A 19372-nucleotide genomic window follows, 5' to 3' on the forward strand; every position below is an offset into this window, starting at 1 on the left:
ATTAAAAACTGTTTTGGTAATTTTTTCATTCTGAATTTATTTGCACTCGATTTTTCAGTCGAGGGATGTGGAATGTATATTTATTACAACTTTAGTTTATAAGTGAGGTTTAAAAATGGTCACAAGAAAATACAACTTAAGTTTAATTTTATTAGTGATTTGTTATTTAAACCTAATCCTTATCCCTGATGTAACAGCAAGTGATACTTTTGCATATGGTGAAGTTAATAGCTCAGGAGATGTAAGCATTGATTCATCAACTGGAAAATGGGTTAAGATGCAAAGGGTTTATCCATTGCTTAAGAATACAAAACTCAAGACCCTTGAAGGAGTTGCCTTCATACATACTAAAGAAGGTTCAAGGATTGACCTGTCTCACAATACAGAGTTATCAATGGATTCACAGATCGGGAAATATGAAATCAACCTTATTTCTGGAACGATATCTTTTAACATTACTCCTGCTGTATCTTTAAACATAAATACAAAAGATGCAAATATATCAGTTTCGCATCAGATAGGAGGTATTTATACACTTGTAGCCGGGCCAGGTGCAACACCAGTTAGAAATATACAGGGTATAGTCTCTATTACTAAAGAAGGAACCTATGTCAGAAGTATTTCAGGAAAAATAGGTATCAGACCAACAGGGTTGCAGGCACGCATACTGAACAGTGGAGATAGTTTTTTTAGTGGAGAGCAAGGATCAATGACTTCTGCAGCTTCTTATGCAACAGAACAAGAAAGAATTTTGCAAGGTTTGATTGCTGGTGCATTTTTTACAACAGGAACCACTGTCCTCTACGATGTTTTCCGTACTCATGACCATGAGATTGGTAGTCCATCCGGTTTTTAAACGAATAATTAAATAAAAACATGTTATCTAATAACTTAAAGCGAGCAATGAGGATGTCATTGCGAGTTCTACGAAGCAATCTAATCTTTCGAAGCGAGATTGCTATTTTATGTATATTTTTTCTTATCAGTTGCAGTAGTGAATATGCTTCAAAAACCCCTCCTATTATTGATTACAGTTCAAAAAAAAAGACTGAACAATTGAATGAAGTAATCATGTTACATTCAGCAACAAGGTCCGGCGTTATTGAGGATTATCGTATTGGGCATGAAGACCTTCTTGAAATTGAGGCTTATAATATTGATGACCTGAAAAAGATAGTAAGGGTTAATTGTCAGGGTGATATAGCATTGCCTTTGGTTGGTGTTATCAAGGCAAATGGTATGACTGTTTCAGAACTTGAACAGGAGATTGCAAAACGCCTTGAGAAATATGTACAGGAAACTGTTGTTACTGTATTTGTTAAAGAATATCGCAGTCAGCGGATATCGGTTATTGGAGCAGTAAATAATCCACAAACATATGCTGTTACAGGACAACGATATCTTGTTGATATGCTTATGCAAGCAGGTGGGCTAAGAGAAGAAGCAGGAAATATCTGCTACGTTATTCGTCCTTCTGCAAAGGACATCCCTGACAGCAGGACTGAGACACTTGTTATTGATCTTAATGAACTGTTGATAAATGGTAATTTCGATCTAAACATTCCTGTCTTTGCTGGAGATGTAATAAATATTCCAAAAGGTGGGGTTGTTTTTGTTGACGGAGCTGTAAAAAATCCTGGTATTTTTACTTTGAAATCAAGAACAACCTTCATACAGGCTATCTCAATGGCTCATGGTCTCAATCCTGATGCAGTGTTGAATGATATCAGGATATTCAGAGATAATGGAAAGGGTGAAAGAGATGTGATTCGTGCTGACTACGAAGCGATTTCTAAAGGACAGAGCTCAGACATTGTCCTTGCAGATAATGACATAATAATTGTGCCGAAAAGTGGTATTAAAAATTTCTTTAACGGTTTTATCAGCACGATCAAGGGCTTTATTTCATTCGGTAAAGGACTTTAGGATATAACATAAGATGACAGAAGAAAACAGGTCAGACAGAGAAAAGGCACTCCAGAGAACAAGTCAATATCCTTTAACATCTTCAATACCTTCTTATGATTATATACAGACGAAAGAAGAAGAGGTTCATCTAAGAGATTATCTTAGTGTTATAATAAGGCGCAGATGGATTTTAATTACTTTTCTTATTGCTGTTGTTACTACAGTGACCATCGGGACATTCCTTGCAAAACCAAAATATAAATCAACAATCACGATTAAGATAGATAAAGAAAATCCAAACATTCTTAGTTTCAAAGATGTTGTTGGTCTCGAGAGGGTTGAAGAAGACTATTATCAAACACAATATAAGATACTTAAGTCAAGAAATCTTGCAAAACGTGTTATTCGTTCCCTCAGACTCAATGAACATCCTGAATTTGTCTCTCCTCAGAAGATTGAAGCCCATGCGAGTGAAGCTAATTCCGGTCAACTTCTTAAACAGATTGATCCACTTGAAGATGGCATTAGTTCAGGAGTTATTGATACTTTTCTCAAAAAGGTTGAAGTAAGCCCTCTTCAGAAATCCAGACTGGTAAATGTGAGCTTTATATCTTATGACCCTGAATTATCAGCAAATGTATCAAATGCAATCGGTGAAGCCTTTATAGAATTGAACATTGAATCGAAGTTTGAGGCTACTCATCAGGCGAGGGCATGGCTTGAAAAACAGCTTGAAACAATGAAGGCGAAGGTAGAGCAGGCTGAGGAAAAGCTCAATGAATATGCTGCAAAAAATGAGATCATATTCATTGAAAAGACCGATGAACAGGGAAAAGGTACTCAAAGTGAAAATATTGTTACAAAAAAGCTATCTGAACTCTCTTCAGAACTTACAGAGGCTACATCAGACAGAATAAGCAAGGAAGCTCTATACAAAGAGATTCGTTCTGATGATCCTGAGTCGAGTTCTGTAATAATGAACAATCCACTTATACTGGAACTGAAGAAGACATTAGCAACACTGGAATCTGAATATAATGAACAGTTAAAAGTTTACAAGCAAGATTACCCAAAAATGGTAAGGCTGAAAGAGCAGATAACACAGATAAAGAAGAAAATAGATACAGAGAGCAGAAAACTCATAACAAGTATCAGGAAGGATTATGAGGTTGCAGTAAAACGTGAAAACCAGCTAAAAGCAACCCTCGAATCTCAGAAAAATAAAGCTCTTGATTTGAACCAGCGTATTATTCAGTACCAGATCCTCAAAAGAGAGGCAGATACCAATAAAGAATTATATAACGGTTTGCTTCAGAGGCTCAAAGAGACAGGTGTTTCGGCAAGTCTTACTGCAAGCAATATACAGCTTCTCGACAAAGCCGAGATTCCAAAAAGTCCTTATAAGCCAAATAAAAAATTGAATATCATGTTATCTCTTGTAGTAGGTCTTCTTGGAGGTATAGGGCTCGCATTCTTTACTGAATATCTTGATAACACCATCAAAACACCTGAGGATATCGAAAAGAGGGTTTCCCTGCCACCCCTTGGTTTTATTCCTGATTATTCAGACAAAAAAGAAAATCTTGCCATCGAATACGTCGCACATGAGAAAGCGAACAGCCCAATTGCAGAAGCTTACCGCTCTATCAAGACATTCTTGCTTCTTTCTACCGGTGGAAAACCACCCAGGATAATAATGATAACAAGCCCGATTAGAGAAGATGGCAAAACAACTACAGCTATTAATACCGCTATCAGCCTTACAAAGTCTGATGCAAAGGTCGTTTTAATAGATGCAGATATGCGTCGGCCAAGAATACACGGTATTTTTTCTAATAGCAGTAAGATTGGTCTATCAACATTTCTTTCAGGAAATATAGAATTCGGGAATGACTTAATACAGAAATCATACATAGAAAATTTATATATTATTCCATCAGGACCTGTTCCACCAAATCCCGCTGAACTTTTGAGTTCTTACAGATTTCGTGAACTCTTGCAAGCCTTATATTCAATATACAACTTTGTTGTTATTGATACACCACCTGTTATCGGTATTTCTGATCCGCTTATTATAAGTCAATCGGTTGATGGAGTTGTAATGGTCGTTAGATCAGGTAAGACACCAAAAGAAGCTGCACATGAGGCAAGAAGATTGCTCCTGGGAGTAAATGCAAAGATTCTTGGAGTTGTGCTGAACTCAATCAACCAATCAGAAATGAGATACAGTCACTATTATCATTATTACAAACACTATTATAGTAATGAAGATCAATGAGCAAAAGATTATCTTCCTATCTTTCATCTTTCCTATATATCTTTTCCTGATATGGTTTATTGTTGGGCCTTTTATCAGTAAAATTTATATTAGCAAATCAAATAAACAAGTTAATGAACAAGCGATTTATTCAGCCATCTCTTATGATAAAAGAAATGCTACATATCCTTATTTCCTCGGAAGGTATTATCATTATTATTCAGAAGACCCTGACAACATCAAGGCAATAGGTTTTTACATAGAGTCTTTAAAACATTGTCCTTTACAGGGAGGTTGCTGGCTCGATCTTGCAAAAGCATATAGAACAGCAGGTATGACTGCACAGGCTGAATATGCAATAAATAGAGCAATAAGTATTATGCCGAAAAATCCGGTTGTTATGTGGGAAGCTGGAGTTTTATATCTGATAGCCGGTGATATTGAGAAATCAATAAGGAATTTCAGGGAATTCATTGTTCTGCGTCCTGACAGACAGCAGGATGCATATGATATGGTCTGGAAAATACCGCTTAATTCAGAATACATTCTTAAAAATCTTATACCTGCTGAGTATAGCTATTACAAAAATTATCTCCTGTATCTTATTTCAATAAATAGAATTAATGAGACAAGAGATCTTTGGAGAACAATGAATGGATTGAAAATAGAAGATGATATTTTCATAAAATATATTGATTTTATGATTTTGAATCATCAGTATGAAGATGCTGAAAATATCTGGAATAAATATGTGCATGATAGATTCAAGGTTTCTATCAATGATAATACATCAATTCTCTGGAATGGCAGTTTTGAGCTTGATATTCTTAATGGTGGTTTTGACTGGAAGGTATCAGAGACAAAAGGGGTTGATGTATTTCTCGATAGAGACATCCACATCTCAGGCAGAAATTCTCTTGGTGTTACATTCGATGGCACACAGAATCCTGATATTACAATCGCATCTCAGATTGTCAGGGTTAATCCGGGGTCGAATTATTTATTGACAGGCTTTATTAAAACTAATTCAATAACAACTACAAACGGTCTTTTCCTCTCAGTTCAGGGGCATGATTGTAAAGGATTTAATAAAAATTCTGATATATTAACAGGGACAAATTTCTGGAAGGAGCTTAATCTGGAATTTAATATACCACCTGAATGCAATGCAATTATCGTTAAGATACGCAGGGATAGGTCACATAAATTTGATAACAAGATAAGCGGGAGTGCATGGATAGACGGAATCAGCTTGACACAAAGATAGTATATATACTGTTAATAATACTTATTTTTTCTGTAATCAGTTTTGGAGCAGTTGAGATATGGTCATTAACTATAGTTGAGTTTTCTATATTTACTGTTTTTATTTTTTATCTGATTGTCATAATTCAATATAAATACGCCAATCAAAATCCTGAGAGGGAACAGGTAAAAGAAGAAAAATATTTACTGATAGTCCTTTTAGGTTTCATTGCTTATATATTAATCCAGACATTACCTATGCCAGCACCTTTCCTGAGATTTATATCTCCGAAATCTTATGAGATTTATTCATTTTATTCAGTCGAAAAAGTTCCTTCAATGTCTATAAGTCTTTACACCTATAAAACAAAATTTGAGTTTGTTAGGAGTCTTTCTTATTTTGTTTTTCTCATCCTTATCATACAGAGCATAAGAAATAGAATGTCTCTTGAGAGAATGCTCAAAATCATGTGTTATTTTGGTTTTGCACTTGCTGTTTTTGCCATTATACAAAAGGCTACATGGAACGGAAAAATCTATTGGCTAAGAGAACTCACAACTGGAGGAACGCCATTTGGCCCATTTGTTAACAGAAACCACTATGCAGGTCTGATGGGGATGCTCATACCTCTAAGTCTGGGACTTGCTTTGACGCGTGAGAGATTTGCTCGAAAAATATTATTTGGATTCCTCGGACTGATTATGGCTGTATCTTTATTCCTCTCGCTTTCGAGAGCAGGCATCATAAGTTTTTTTGCAGGTGTCAGTATCTTTACATTATTCCTGTTCTGGAATAAGCTCAGGAGAAAAAAGGTTCTGGTTATACCAGTTTTTCTTTTTATCCTGTTTTTATATCTACTTTATCTCGGGATTGATCCTGTTATAGACAGGTTTTATCAGACAGATATTACAAAAGAAGCAAGATTCAAGCTCTGGTCAGAGACAATGAGCGCCTTTAAGGATTTTTATCTTACAGGAAGTGGAATGGGCACTTTTATTTATCTATACCCTCTCTATTCAAAAGAATCATTTTCAACAATCTACGATCATGCACATAATGATTACATCGAGTTCATGCTTGAATGCGGTGTTATTGGTATATTATTATTTCTTCTGCTTTTATATTTTTATATACGTATTTTATTAAAAACTGATTGGGATTCAAAATCAGGTATTATAAATTTATCCCTGCTCGCTTCAGTCATTACCATAGCTGTCCACAGTTTTTTTGATTTTAATCTGCATATACCCTCAAACGCACTATTGCTCTCAGCTATTATTGGTATATCTGTTGCAAATTCGAGAATCATTTCTCCATCCTTGAAGGAAGAGGATTAGGGTGGAGCAGAATCTGTATTTCGAGAAAAGATTGCTACGTCAGATTAGGAGAATTTCTAAATATTTGAAGATGGGGAAAGGGCGGTGTTATCATAGACATATAGATGTGGTATGCGATATATACAAAACCTAATAAAGAGGATGGTATTGCTGTTCGGCTTCAGGACATCGGGATACAGGTGCTGAACCCGAAGATCAGGTTAAAAAAATTCAGAAGCAAAAAACTTGTCGAAGTTATCGAGCCACTTTTCCCATGTTATTTATTTGCAGAATTCGATAAAGATAAATATTCTCATCTCATAAAATATACAAGAGGAGTTCGTTACATAGTTGGTAAAGATAATCCCATCACAGTACATGAGGAGATTATCTTATCCATAAAAGAAAGAATGACCGAAGGCAATATAATTATTCCACGTCCTCAGCATTTCAAAGCAGGCGATAGAGTTTTGATAAAGGATGGACCATTCAGGAATTTCTATGGCATCTTCGAAAGGGAAATCAGAGGTCCGGAGCGAGTTATGATTCTTCTTGATACACTTTATTACAAAGTCGAGCTTGACGTAAGTCTCTTAGATAAAGCAGGCAGTAACTAAAGCCTGTTAAAAAATTACCTGAGGTTTATTTTTTGAAATTCAGGTATGAAAAGTAACAGCATGTTCTTATAAAACATGAAGGGCGGTAGCTTGTTTTTAGAATAAAAAGGCTTGATGGCTGGTATGCTAAACAGCTAATATAAGAAATTATGAAAGGTATTATATTAGCAGGTGGAAGCGGGACACGACTATACCCTGTAACAATAGGTGTATGCAAACAATTGTTGCCAATTTATGATAAACCGATGATATATTATCCGCTCTCTGTGTTGATGCTCGCGGGGATAAGAGATATCCTTATAATTTCAACTCCTCATGACCTGCCAAGATTTATAAATATATTCGGTGACGGTTCTCATTTAGGGCTTAATTTTTCATATAAAGAACAAAAACGGCCAGGTGGAATAGCAGAGGCATTCATTATAGGAGAGGATTTTGTAAAAGATAAAACTGTCTGCCTTGTGCTTGGAGATAATATTTTTTATGGGCATGGATTAACGGAATTGCTTAAAAAGGCAGTCAAAGATGTGCAGGAAAGTGGAGGTGCTACTATATTCGGATATTATGTCAATGACCCTGAAAGATATGGTGTAGTTGAATTCGATGAACATGGAAAAGTCCTGTCATTGGAAGAAAAGCCAGAAATGCCGAGGTCAAAATATGCTGTCACAGGACTGTATTTCTATGATAATGAAGTAATAAATATAGCAAAGAAAATAAAGCCATCACTGAGGGGAGAGCTTGAGATTACAGATGTAAACAAGGAATATCTGCAAATGGGAAGACTGAGGGTGCAACTTATGGGACGAGGCTATGCATGGCTTGATACAGGAACTCATGAGAGTCTCCTTGAAGCAGGAGAATTTATTGCCACAATCGAAAAAAGACAGGGATTGAAGATAGCCTGTATAGAAGAAATAGCTTACAAATTAGGCTATATTAATAAAGATCAGATATTGAAACTTGCCCAGAATCTCAACCATAACGAATACGGGAAATACCTTATCAGAGCAGTCAAATAATAATAGGTAATCATGCCATTTATATTTAAAAAACTCGAAATTCCAGGAGTAATTTTGATTGAGCCAAAGATTTTTAAGGACAATCGTGGATATTTTATGGAGACATATAAATACTCAGATTTTGCCGAAGCAGGTATAAAGGAGAATTTTATTCAGGATAATTGTTCAAGTTCTGTGAGGAGAGTATTGAGGGGATTACACTATCAGAAGAATCCCAATGCACAGGGAAAATTAGTCCAGTGTCTGAAGGGAAAAATATTTGATGTTGCAGTGGATATTAGAAAAGGTTCAGAGACATTCGGGAAATGGATAGGACTGGAACTGTCTGATGAAAATAACTATATGCTGTATATCCCTCCTGCCTTTGCTCATGGCTTTATTGTATTGAGTGATACAGCAGACGTTATATACAAATGCACAAAGGAATATTCGCCTGAAGATGATAGAGGGATTATATGGAATGATCCTGAAATAGGCATAATCTGGCCTTTGCATAATCCTATCCTTTCTGAAAAGGATGCAAAACATCCTCGTTTAAAAGAGGCTGATATTAATTTTGAGTAATCAGTAAAGAAGTAAAGATATTTGACTGACAGGTCACTATGTAATAAAGAGGGGTAAATGAAATTCCTTATCACAGGCGCTAATGGACAACTTGCAAGAGAATTTCTGAATAAACTGAAGGAATCCTCATATAAATTCACAGCACTAAGCAAAGATAGCCTTGATATAACAGATGAAAAAAAAGTGAATGAAGTCGTTTCAAATCATAAACCAGATGTATTGCTGAACTGCGCAGCATATAATTTTGTTGATAAGGCTGAAAATGAGGAGACTGAAACAGCCTTCAAAGTAAATGCTGATGGAATAAAGATTCTTTCAAAGGTGTGTAAAGAAAATAGGGTATTAATTGTTCATTACAGCACAGATTATATCTTTGATGGAAGGAAAGAGGATTTTTACACTGAAGATGATGAGCCAGCCCCGATTAATAAATATGGTGAGAGCAAATTGCATGGTGAGAATTTTTTAGTGCAGGAGTCAGATGACTATCTCTTATTCCGTGTTAGCTGGGTTTTCGGAGAAGGCAAGCAGAATTTCCTGTATAAATTATCCGAATGGGCGAAGAAGAAGAAAGTTTTGAAGATTGTCTGTGATCAGATTTCTATTCCGACATATACAGAAGATATTGTAAATCTCACAATTTTTGCTATAAATAAGGGCCTGAGAGGACTGTATCATCTTACTAACAGTGGCTATGGCTCTCGATATGAAGTAGCGCGCTACTTTCTTGAAGGTCTTGGTATGGATAATCTGGTGCTGCCAGCAAATTCAGATAACTTTCCATCTCCTGCAAAAAGGCCTTTTTTTTCTGCAATGTCAAATCGTAAACTTTCAGAAGCATTAAATGTTGCTATACCGGACTGGAAACTGGGAATAGAAAGATATATAGAGAAGCACTACAGAAATGAGGGATTATGAATATGAGAATTTTGGTTACAGGCGGTGCTGGTTTTATAGGTAGTGAATTCGTCAGGCAGGGAGTAAGAAATGGATATGAAATCATTGTTATTGATAAACTCAGTTACGCAGGTGATCCTGAGAGACTAAAAGAGATCAGGGGTTTAATAAAATTCCACAGAGTTGATGTGACAGACAGAAAAAAAGTTGAAAATATCTTCAGAAGATCAAAACCTGAAATTGTTGTGCACTGGGCTGCAGAAAGCCATGTTGACAGGAGCATTGAAGATGCAACACCATTTATGGATACAAATATTAAAGGCACGCAGGTTATGCTGGATGTTTCAAGAAAATATGGAGTAGAAAAATTTATAAATATATCAACAGATGAAGTATATGGAGAGCTTGGTGAAGATGGCGAGTTTTTCGAAACAACTCCCTTGAATCCAAATTCACCGTATTCAGTCAGCAAGGCATCTGCTGACATGCTCGGAAGGGCATATTATAGAACATACAACGTTCCTGTGATAACTGTAAGACCATCAAATAATTATGGCCCCTGGCAGTATCCAGAAAAGCTGATTCCTGTAATCATAATAAATGCAGTGAATAATAAAAAAGTGCCGGTCTATGGAAAAGGACTGAATATAAGAGAATGGCTGTTTGTAACTGATTGTGCTGAGGCAGTTTTTAAGATAGTGAAAAAGGGTAGAACAGGAGAGATATACAATATCGGAAGTGGCATAGAAAAAAGGAACATAGAGGTCGTCAGAACAGTCCTAAAACTTTTAGGAAAATCTGATGAGCTTATCGAATTTGTAAAGGACAGGCCAGGTCATGATTTCAGATATTCATTGAATTCGAACAAGATAACAAAAGAAATCGGATGGAAGAGCAGAACAGATTTCAACGAGGGAATTGAAAAGACCGTTAGATGGTATGTGGAACATATGGAATGGGTAATGTCTAAAATAGTGAGCAGTAAGAAGTAGCGAGATTCCTCGCTACCTCGGAATGACAACTTTTTATCGCTTGATCTAGTTTTTAATCAAATGATGATTGACAGGGTTTTTAGAGAATACGACATACGTGGAATTGTAGAAGAAGACCTTACAGAGAATTTTGTATTTCTACTTGGAAAGGCATTCGGAACATACCTCAGAAATGTGAATCCTGTGGCAAGACAGGTGAGCGTTGGAAGAGATGGGAGGCTCAGCTCTGAATCGTTTGCCAGAAATGTAATCAGAGGTATTATCTCAACAGGAATTAATGTATATAATATTGGACTCTGTCCAACTCCAGTTCAATATTTCTCACTTTACCATCTGAATCTTGACGGCGGAATTATGGTTACAGGAAGTCATAACCCTCCTGAATATAACGGCTTTAAAGTGAGTATAGGCAAAGAGACAATATTTGGAGAGGAACTACAGAATTTAAAAAAAATTTTACAAAGTAACAAGTGGTATAAAGGTAATCATGAAGGGAAGGTTACAGATTTTGATATCATAAAAGCTTATACAGATTTTATGAGAGAACGATTTTCATATCTCTCTGATAAAAAATACCGCAGATTAAAGATAACGGTTGATGCAGGAAATGGCACAGCCGGTGTTGTAGTGCCTAAAATCCTTGAGGAGATGGGATGCGATGTAATCTGTCTTTACTGTGAGCCTGACGGAAGGTTCCCTAATCATCACCCTGACCCAACTGTTGTTGAGTATATAAAGGATTTGATACAGAAAACAAAAGATGAGAGAGCAGACATCGGCGTTGGATATGACGGGGATGCTGATAGGATAGGGATTGTTGACAATAAAGGAGACATTATATGGGGTGACCAGATTATGATTATACTATCGAGGGATATCCTTAAAAGAAAACCAGGCTCTACAATCATCGGTGATGTAAAGTGTTCACAGGTAATGTTCGACGATATAGAAAAGCATAAAGGTAATCCTGTTATGTGGAAGACAGGCCACTCGCTCGTAAAAGATAAGATGAGAAAAGAAAAAGCATTACTTGCAGGTGAATTTAGCGGGCATATCTTTATTGCAGATGATTACTTTGGATACGATGATGCTATGTATACAACATTCCGTCTAATCGAAATAATGAAGAAAACAGGACGTGGAATAAAAGAGCTTCTTTCAGACATTCCAGAGATGTGTTATACTCCTGAAATACGCATAGAATGTCAGGAAGACCAGAAAAAGAGATTAGTAGAAAGCCTGGTGCTCAGATGTAAAAAATACAAAGAGTCAGGAAAAAGCCCGATACCTATCAAGAAAATATACGATATTGATGGTGCAAGGGTTGTATTTGGAAAAGGGTGGGGATTAGTCCGTTCAAGCAATACCCAGCCTGTTATAGTCATGCGCTTCGAGGCAGAGGATGCACAAAGCCTGGAAGCCTATAAAAAATTCATGGAGGATGAACTGAAAAAGGTAAGGGATATTACATGAAGGCTTTAGTTCTTGCAGGTGGTTCAGGAACGAGACTCTGGCCTCTTAGTAGAAAAAATTTTCCCAAGCAGTTTCTTAGACTGAATTCAAAAAATTCACTTTTACAGGAAACTGCAAAAAGACTCCTGCGCACTTTTTCCCCTGAAGACATAGTAATAATGACGAACAGTGAGTATAAATTCCATGTTATGTCTGATTTGAATTCACTACTGCATTCTCAGCAAAATCTTGTTTTCAGCAATATCATACTGGAGCCAGCTGGTAGGAACACAGCACCAGCTATTGCGCTCGGCATTAAATATTGTATTGAAAAACTCGGAAGTAATGAAAATGAAGTCCTTTTTGTTTCTCCATCAGACCACATAATCAGACCTGCTGAGAAATTTTCAGAATATATCAGGTTTTCAGAAGATATAGCTAAAAAAGGCTATATAGTAACATTTGGCATAAAGCCAACAAGACCAGAGACAGGATATGGATATATAAAAGCAAGCAGATTTGAAAGTTTGAGTGATATATATTTCAAAGTTGAGCAGTTTACTGAAAAGCCTGATTCTGAAACCGCTGAGAAATATTTGAATGAAGGCATATATTATTGGAATTCAGGTATGTTTGCCTTTACCATAGGCACGATGATGGAAGAATTTAAAAAACACGCACCAGAAATTAGCAAAATGCTCGATATGAGCTTTGACGATTTGAAAACTAACTTTGAAAAAATGCCGAACATATCCATAGATTATGCTATAGCTGAAAAATCAGACAGAATATCTATAATGCCACTTGATCTTTACTGGAACGATATAGGCTCATGGGACTCACTATACGAAGTTCTCGATAAAGATGAAAAAGGCAATATGAAAACAGGCGATGTCATTTTTATAGATACACATGATTCACTCGTCGTGAGCAGTAAAAGGCTAATATCAACCATAGGTATTGATGACTGTCTGATAATTGACACAGAAGATGCCCTGCTGATAGCAAAAAGAGGTGAGACACAAAAAGTAAAGAATATTGTGAACATATTGAATAGCAATAATAGAAAAGAGGCACTGGAACATGTAACCACTTTTCGTCCATGGGGCAGTTACACAGTGCTTGAAGAAGGTGAAAGGTATAAGATTAAAAGAATTGTTGTTAATCCTGGAGAGAGGCTGAGTCTCCAGATGCATTATCACAGGTCAGAGCACTGGGTTGTAATAAAAGGAGCAGCAAGAGTTACCATAGGTGATAAGGAAATAAACATTCATGAGAATGAATCAGTATATGTCCCAAAATCAACTTTACACAGGCTTGAAAATCCGGGTAAAGTCCCGCTTGAGATAATAGAAGTCCAGAACGGTGAATATGTTGGTGAAGATGATATCGTGAGAGTGGATGATATATATGGAAGGCAGAAACCTGGATGAGGAGGCTATAAGCATGACAATAGATAAAAAGCTTCTCGAAATCCTTGCATGTCCGAAGTGTAAGGGAGATATAAAGTATTCGGATGACGGCAGGGGTATTATCTGTGAAAAGTGCAGATTAGTATATCCTGTCCAGGATGATATACCTGTGATGCTTATAGATGAAGCAAAGCCACTCGACTCATAATCAAATGAATAATCCTCAGGGCTTCAAATTTTTTATCTTTCTGGATTCCTGATTCCGTAGGAATGATAGAACCTTGGTGATAGGAGAAATGAATGAGAAAAGCTATTGTAAACAATAATCATGTAATCTGGCATGATGGTTATGTGAAGAGAGAGGAGAGAAATCAACTTAATAATCACAAAAGCGGTCTTGTCTGGTTTACAGGACTTTCTGCATCTGGAAAGTCAACAATTGCCCATTATGTAGAAAGACAACTGTTTAAGAAAGGCATTCGCACATATGTGCTTGATGGAGACAATGTGCGGCATGGAATCAATAGTAATCTCGGTTTCAGTCGGGAAGACAGAAGAGAAAACCTGCGGCGTATTGCAGAGCTTTCTAAACTGCTCGTTGATGCAGGAATGATTGTTCTTGCTGCCTTCATATCTCCTTATCATGAGGATAGGGCATATATAAGGAAGCATTTTCAGGACGATAATTTTCTGGAGATTTATGTGAAGTGTTCAATTAAGGAGTGCGAAAGACGTGACCCGAAAGGACAGTATAAAAAAGCAAGAGCTGGAATTATCAAGGAATATACTGGTATCTCTTCACCATATGAAGAGCCGAAAAACCCCGACCTTATTCTTGACACAGAGAGAATTGATATAAATACAGCGGTGAAGAAAGTAATTGATTTATTCGAGAAGAAAAAATTTATTTTACTTGATAAAGAAGATTAAGAGGTGATTATATGAAACGTGCCTTAATTACAGGAATAACAGGTCAGGATGGTTCATATCTTGCAGAGTTTCTTCTTTCAAAAAACTATCAGGTGCACGGCCTGATTCGCCGAGCAAGTTCATTTAATACTGGAAGGATTGATCATATCTATACAGACCCACATGTTAGGGGGACAAAACTATTCCTTCATTATGGTGACCTATCAGACTCAGGACAACTTGTAAATCTTATATACAATGTAAAACCCGATGAAATTTACCATCTCGGTGCCCAGAGCCATGTAAGGGTAAGCTTTGATATGCCTGAATATACAGGTGACATAACAGCATTAGGGACAACAAGGTTATTAGAAGCTGTAAGGAGGAGTGGTATCAAAACCAGATTTTATCAAGCATCATCATCAGAGATGTTTGGTTCTGCCGCACCACCGCAGAATGAAAATACACCATTATGCCCGCGCAGCCCGTATGCAGCAGCAAAGGTTTATTCTTACTGGATAGTTGTTAATTACAGAGAAGGCTTTAAGATGTTCGCATGTAACGGCATCCTTTTCAATCATGAATCACCACGTAGAGGAGAGACATTTGTGACCAGAAAGATAACAAGGGCTATAGCAAACATCCTTGCAGGAAAACAGAAGAGGCTCTATCTTGGGAATCTAAATGCAAAAAGGGACTGGGGATTCGCACCTGAATATGTTGAAATGATGTGGCTTATGTTACAGCAGGACAAACCAGATGATTATGTTGTTGGCACAGGTGAAAGTCATTCAGTAAGAGAATTCGTTGAAAAGGCATTCGAATATGTCGGGATAGAGTTAGAATGGAAAGGAAAGGGCACACATACAAAAGGCATCATTAAATCCTTATCTTCTAACTATACATCTACCTTTCCCGCTACTGTTAAAGTCGGAGAGACTTTGATCGAGATAGACCCCAAGTATTTCAGGCCAACAGAAGTAGACTTTCTTCAGGCTGATATAACCAAGGCAAGAAAAAAACTTGGCTGGCAACCCAGAACAACCTTTGATGAGCTCATCAAAATAATGGTTGATTATGATTTAAAGATGACAGGGCTGAAACCTGTAGGTGAAGGAATAGATATATGTCTCCAGAAAAAGTTTACTTACACCAACCATGATTTTTCATTTTATGAGAAGATAAGAGAAAGATGCTAACAAGATAGCAAGCGAGCAAGCTAACAGGCGTGCAATCCGGAAAGCCTGCAAGCTGACGAGCAGATTGTCATGAACAAGGACTCAAAAATATACATTGCTGGACATCGTGGACTTGTTGGTTCAGCAATCCTAAGAAAGCTAAAAGAAAAAGGTTACAGAAATATTGTAACAAAGACAAGCAAACAGCTTGACCTCAGAAATCAAAGTCATACCGAACGTTTTTTCAAAAAAGAAAAACCAGAATTCGTCTTTCTTGCTGCTGCGAAAGTTGGCGGCATAATCGCAAACAACACATACAGAGCAGATTTCATCTACGACAACATAATGATAGCAAGTAATATTATTCATGCTGCTTATAAATATGGAGTCAAAAAACTCCTCAATCTCGGTTCTTCATGCATCTATCCGAAATATGCACCACAGCCGATGAAAGAGGAATATTTACTAACAGGTCAGCTTGAACCTACAAATGAGCCATATGCAATTGCCAAGATTTCTGCAATCAAATTATGCAGGTATTTTAACGAGCAATATGGAACAGATTTCATATCGATCATGCCCACAAATCTTTATGGCCCGAAAGATAATTTCAATCTTGAGACCTCACATGTTCTTCCTGCAATGATTCGAAAATTTTACCTTGCAAAATTGTTTTCTGAAAACAGATTCAATCTTATAAAAGAGAATTTTCTAAAATACGGCAATAACGAAATAATAATAGGTGGATCAAGATTTGAGATAAATAAAGATACTCCTGAAGATAAGGTTTTGGAGGTCCTCAAATACTATGGTATTTATCAGGACACAGTTCATGGTTCAGGTAAGATGGTAATTAAACTCTGGGGAAGTGGTGAGCCCTATCGTGAATTTCTTTATGTTGACGACCTTGCAGAAGCCTCTATATTTCTTATGGAGCGATATAGTTTTAAGGATGTAGGGGAGTTTATCAATATCGGGACAGGAGAGGATATAACCATAAAAGACCTCGCTAATCTTATCAAAGATATTGTAGGATTTGAAGGGATTATACTCTGGGATACCACAAAACCAGATGGAACACCTCGCAAACTTCTTGACGTAAGCAGAATTCAGTTACTCGGATGGAAGCCTTCTATATCACTCGAGGAAGGCATTAGAAAGACATACAAATGGTACCTTTCTTAGTTTTTTAACGCAACAGGCTTTCAAGCTTGATAGCTTGCAGGTTAAGGTCTTTATAACTTGCTTACGCACTCACATTATACGCCTTACCCTCCTTATTCCCCTCTTGAGAGGGGTGGCACGAAGTGACGGGGTGTGTGCCCTCTTGAGAGGGGTGGCACGAAGTGATGAGGTGTGTAAGCCTTGACGCTACACGCCGTTGTCGTTTGCCGTTATCTTTCCCCCCCTTTTTATTAACGCTATAACGCTATAAACGCAATTAACGCTATGAACCCTATTAACGCAACAACGCTATAACTCAATTAACGCAATCAACGCAATAAACGCTATAAACGCTATTGTCAAAAGTCAAAAACGGACACCAAGAGTTACCGAAGTAGATGTAAAATATAAAAATATGTAAAATATGATTATCATATATTGAAGGAGTAGAAATTTATGAAGACAATTAATGCAACAGATGCGGTCAGAACTTTTTCTGAACTGCTGAATTCTATTAAATATAAGGGCGACCGCTATACAGTCTTAAGAGGTGGTAAACCTGTAGCAAATATTGTTCCGTTTGAATCTGTTCCTGTCAGACGCACATTGGGAGAATTAAGGTCGCTCATAAAAAACCTTCCCAGCCTTGGAGATGATGCAGACCGTTTTGCCAATGACATTGAAAAGATCATCCGCGAACAACCTTCAATGCCTGAGAAAGCCTCATGGGAATAATCTTTGACACAAGCGAAATTATTGCCATAGAGCGGAACAGGCAGGAAGTAGAAGCTCTAATTTATGGCCGCGAAGAGGAGACGTTCGGAATAAGCGTGGTTACAGTGGCTGAACTGCTTCATGGTGTTGAACGCGCTGATACCGAAGCACGGAAGGTGAAGCGACAGGCTTTTGTTGAGAAAGTTATCGAATTTTTTCCTGTACTCGCCTTTGATATGCCTACGGCACGGATTTACGCAAAACTCTGGTCAACAATATCCATGAAAGGAATTACTGTTGGTTCTCATGATCTTATCATTGCTGCAACGGCAATTGCGCTTGACTATACGGTAGTGACCGCTAATATGAGGGATTTTCAGAAGATCGAAGGACTCAAAGTCGAAAAACGATAGAATAGCCTATGGTAATCAATAATCGGAATAATGGAGTTAAGAGTGGAAAGATTTATAGGGCGTTCAGTCTTTTATGGTATCGGATATCGAGAATCAGTTTGTTTTGCCATACTCTGCATAATTCCCCTCTTGAGAGGGGTGGCACGAAGTGACGGGGTGTGTGCCCTCTTGAGAGGGGTGCAGGGGTGTATAAGCCTTGACGCTACACGCCGTTGTCGTTATCCTTTCCCCCTTTGTCAAGGGGGATTAAGGGGGTTGTCTATCCCTTTGTAATGTTGTTGTTTTAATAAACGCAACGAACGCTACAACGCAATGAACGCAATAACGCAATGAACGCTATACATACTCCTTGACATAAGGATAAACATATTATAAATTATCCTTATTAAAAGGACAAAAATGATTAGCAAACATGTATTAAAAGACACTCTCGTATCGAATGAAGAATATATCCTTAAACATGTCAAAAAGATTATAAAGAGAGAAGGGGTATTTTCTCCAAGAACCTTGAATAAAACAGTAGTATTTTATGGTGTAAGGAGAAGCGGAAAGACATTCATATTATATGATTTATTTAAAGACAATACCGAAAATTCTATATACTTAGATTTTGAAGATGACCGACTGTCGGAGTTTAAACTTGGGGATTTTGAGAGTCTTAAAGAGGCAGTTCTGGAATTAAAACCACATCTAATAAATAAACAAATTATTTTCTTACTTGATGAGGTTCAAAATATAAAGGGGTGGGAGAAATTCTGTAGAAGAGCTGTGGAGCGTGAAAATATAAAAGTATATGTTAGTGGTTCATCCTCTAAAATTATGCCTTCAGAGATACATACAGAATTAAGAGGAAGATTATGGAGTGTAGAAATATTGCCATTTTCATTTCGTGAGTACCTTGTTTCTAAGGGATTAAATCCTTTAAATAGTCATATCTTATATGGTCAACGGAAAGCTGTTGTTAAAAATCACTTTTCCGAATATATCAGATGGGGTGGTTTCCCGGAGATTTCGTTTCTTAAATCAGAGTTTGAAAAGACGAAACTCCTGAAAGAGTATCTGGGTGCAATGTTTTTCAGAGACTTAGCTGAGAGGTATATGATAACTAATATCCCGCTTTTAGAGGTTCTTATGGATAAACTATTCTCATCCTTTTCGATGAAAATTTCTCTCACATCTTTTTACAAACAATATAAAGAGAAGTTTCCTTTTTCCAAGGACCTTCTTTTCCGATACTATAAATATTTTCTTCAGAGTATGCTCATATTTGAGGTAAGAAAATTTGCTGAATCTACTTATAAGAGAATGAGA

General features: G+C 37.0%; 19 protein-coding genes. All 19 read left to right on the forward strand.

Annotation, left to right across the window (positions count from 1 at the left end):
- The first annotated feature begins 115 nt into the window (after positions 1–115).
- Positions 116–856: a hypothetical protein gene (locus tag HXY53_03835; GenBank protein NWF75698.1), complete on the forward strand. Its 741-nt coding sequence runs from the start codon at positions 116–118 to the stop codon at positions 854–856.
- A 59-nt stretch (positions 857–915) separates the two neighbouring features.
- Positions 916–1926 (forward strand): polysaccharide biosynthesis/export family protein, encoded by a 1011-nt coding sequence (locus HXY53_03840; GenBank protein ID NWF75699.1) that lies wholly within the window; start codon positions 916–918, stop codon positions 1924–1926.
- 13 nt (positions 1927–1939) lie between these two features.
- Positions 1940–4186, forward strand: a complete 2247-nt coding sequence (locus tag HXY53_03845) for a polysaccharide biosynthesis tyrosine autokinase (protein NWF75700.1) — start codon at positions 1940–1942, stop codon at positions 4184–4186.
- Positions 4173–5432, forward strand: coding sequence for a hypothetical protein (locus tag HXY53_03850; GenBank protein NWF75701.1), 1260 nt, complete (start codon positions 4173–4175; stop codon positions 5430–5432). Before HXY53_03845 ends, HXY53_03850 begins: the two co-directional genes overlap by 14 nt.
- Positions 5399–6748, forward strand: a complete 1350-nt coding sequence (locus tag HXY53_03855; protein ID NWF75702.1) for an O-antigen ligase family protein — start codon at positions 5399–5401, stop codon at positions 6746–6748. The genes HXY53_03850 and HXY53_03855 overlap by 34 nt, the downstream gene beginning before the upstream one ends.
- Before the next feature lie 104 nt (positions 6749–6852).
- Positions 6853–7344, forward strand: coding sequence for a hypothetical protein (locus tag HXY53_03860; protein NWF75703.1), 492 nt, complete (start codon positions 6853–6855; stop codon positions 7342–7344).
- Positions 7345–7493: 149 nt separating this feature from the next.
- Positions 7494–8366 (forward strand): glucose-1-phosphate thymidylyltransferase RfbA, encoded by an 873-nt coding sequence (gene rfbA / locus HXY53_03865; GenBank protein ID NWF75704.1) that lies wholly within the window; start codon positions 7494–7496, stop codon positions 8364–8366.
- A gap of 12 nt (positions 8367–8378) precedes the next feature.
- On the forward strand, positions 8379–8930 hold the full coding sequence (gene rfbC / locus HXY53_03870) for a dTDP-4-dehydrorhamnose 3,5-epimerase (GenBank protein ID NWF75705.1): 552 nt from the start codon (positions 8379–8381) through the stop codon (positions 8928–8930).
- 57 nt (positions 8931–8987) lie between these two features.
- A complete protein-coding gene (gene rfbD, locus HXY53_03875; protein ID NWF75706.1) occupies positions 8988–9848 on the forward strand; it encodes a dTDP-4-dehydrorhamnose reductase in 861 nt (286 codons plus the stop codon).
- Between the two features lie 2 nt (positions 9849–9850).
- A complete protein-coding gene (gene rfbB / locus HXY53_03880; protein ID NWF75707.1) occupies positions 9851–10819 on the forward strand; it encodes a dTDP-glucose 4,6-dehydratase in 969 nt (322 codons plus the stop codon).
- Between the two features lie 63 nt (positions 10820–10882).
- Entirely contained in the window at positions 10883–12292 is a 1410-nt protein-coding gene (locus HXY53_03885; protein ID NWF75708.1) for a phosphomannomutase/phosphoglucomutase, read from the forward strand.
- Positions 12289–13704, forward strand: coding sequence for a mannose-1-phosphate guanylyltransferase/mannose-6-phosphate isomerase (locus tag HXY53_03890; protein ID NWF75709.1), 1416 nt, complete (start codon positions 12289–12291; stop codon positions 13702–13704). Before HXY53_03885 ends, HXY53_03890 begins: the two co-directional genes overlap by 4 nt.
- Positions 13705–13717: 13 nt before the next feature.
- Entirely contained in the window at positions 13718–13891 is a 174-nt protein-coding gene (locus HXY53_03895; GenBank protein NWF75710.1) for a Trm112 family protein, read from the forward strand.
- A gap of 104 nt (positions 13892–13995) precedes the next feature.
- Positions 13996–14613: an adenylyl-sulfate kinase gene (cysC, locus tag HXY53_03900; protein NWF75711.1), complete on the forward strand. Its 618-nt coding sequence runs from the start codon at positions 13996–13998 to the stop codon at positions 14611–14613.
- Between the two features lie 11 nt (positions 14614–14624).
- A complete protein-coding gene (gene gmd, locus HXY53_03905; GenBank protein NWF75712.1) occupies positions 14625–15791 on the forward strand; it encodes a GDP-mannose 4,6-dehydratase in 1167 nt (388 codons plus the stop codon).
- Positions 15792–15860: 69 nt separating this feature from the next.
- Positions 15861–16955 carry a GDP-L-fucose synthase gene (locus tag HXY53_03910; protein NWF75713.1) on the forward strand — a complete coding sequence of 365 codons (1095 nt, stop codon included), beginning with the start codon at positions 15861–15863 and terminating at the stop codon, positions 16953–16955.
- A gap of 435 nt (positions 16956–17390) precedes the next feature.
- Positions 17391–17669, forward strand: a complete 279-nt coding sequence (locus HXY53_03915; protein ID NWF75714.1) for a type II toxin-antitoxin system Phd/YefM family antitoxin — start codon at positions 17391–17393, stop codon at positions 17667–17669.
- Positions 17660–18061, forward strand: coding sequence for a type II toxin-antitoxin system VapC family toxin (locus HXY53_03920; GenBank protein NWF75715.1), 402 nt, complete (start codon positions 17660–17662; stop codon positions 18059–18061). The genes HXY53_03915 and HXY53_03920 overlap by 10 nt, the downstream gene beginning before the upstream one ends.
- 399 nt (positions 18062–18460) lie before the next feature.
- The coding region (locus tag HXY53_03925; protein ID NWF75716.1) for an ATP-binding protein at positions 18461–19372 on the forward strand (912 nt) is incomplete at its 3' end.

This window comes from Nitrospirota bacterium, assembly GCA_013388455.1.
Classification (GTDB): domain Bacteria; phylum Nitrospirota; class Thermodesulfovibrionia; order Thermodesulfovibrionales; family SM23-35; genus JACAFF01.

Coding starts and splice junctions, on each gene's coding strand:
- HXY53_03885 (NWF75708.1), top strand. CDS start 10,883: ATGATTGACAGGGTTTTTAGAGAATACGACATACGTGGAATTGTAGAA.
- rfbA (NWF75704.1), top strand. CDS start 7,494: ATGAAAGGTATTATATTAGCAGGTGGAAGCGGGACACGACTATACCCT.
- HXY53_03910 (NWF75713.1), top strand. CDS start 15,861: ATGAACAAGGACTCAAAAATATACATTGCTGGACATCGTGGACTTGTT.
- HXY53_03915 (NWF75714.1), top strand. CDS start 17,391: ATGAAGACAATTAATGCAACAGATGCGGTCAGAACTTTTTCTGAACTG.
- HXY53_03895 (NWF75710.1), top strand. CDS start 13,718: ATGACAATAGATAAAAAGCTTCTCGAAATCCTTGCATGTCCGAAGTGT.
- rfbD (NWF75706.1), top strand. CDS start 8,988: ATGAAATTCCTTATCACAGGCGCTAATGGACAACTTGCAAGAGAATTT.
- rfbC (NWF75705.1), top strand. CDS start 8,379: ATGCCATTTATATTTAAAAAACTCGAAATTCCAGGAGTAATTTTGATT.
- rfbB (NWF75707.1), top strand. CDS start 9,851: ATGAGAATTTTGGTTACAGGCGGTGCTGGTTTTATAGGTAGTGAATTC.
- HXY53_03850 (NWF75701.1), top strand. CDS start 4,173: ATGAAGATCAATGAGCAAAAGATTATCTTCCTATCTTTCATCTTTCCT.
- HXY53_03835 (NWF75698.1), top strand. CDS start 116: ATGGTCACAAGAAAATACAACTTAAGTTTAATTTTATTAGTGATTTGT.
- gmd (NWF75712.1), top strand. CDS start 14,625: ATGAAACGTGCCTTAATTACAGGAATAACAGGTCAGGATGGTTCATAT.
- HXY53_03845 (NWF75700.1), top strand. CDS start 1,940: ATGACAGAAGAAAACAGGTCAGACAGAGAAAAGGCACTCCAGAGAACA.
- HXY53_03890 (NWF75709.1), top strand. CDS start 12,289: ATGAAGGCTTTAGTTCTTGCAGGTGGTTCAGGAACGAGACTCTGGCCT.
- HXY53_03860 (NWF75703.1), top strand. CDS start 6,853: ATGTGGTATGCGATATATACAAAACCTAATAAAGAGGATGGTATTGCT.
- HXY53_03855 (NWF75702.1), top strand. CDS start 5,399: ATGGATAGACGGAATCAGCTTGACACAAAGATAGTATATATACTGTTA.
- HXY53_03920 (NWF75715.1), top strand. CDS start 17,660: ATGGGAATAATCTTTGACACAAGCGAAATTATTGCCATAGAGCGGAAC.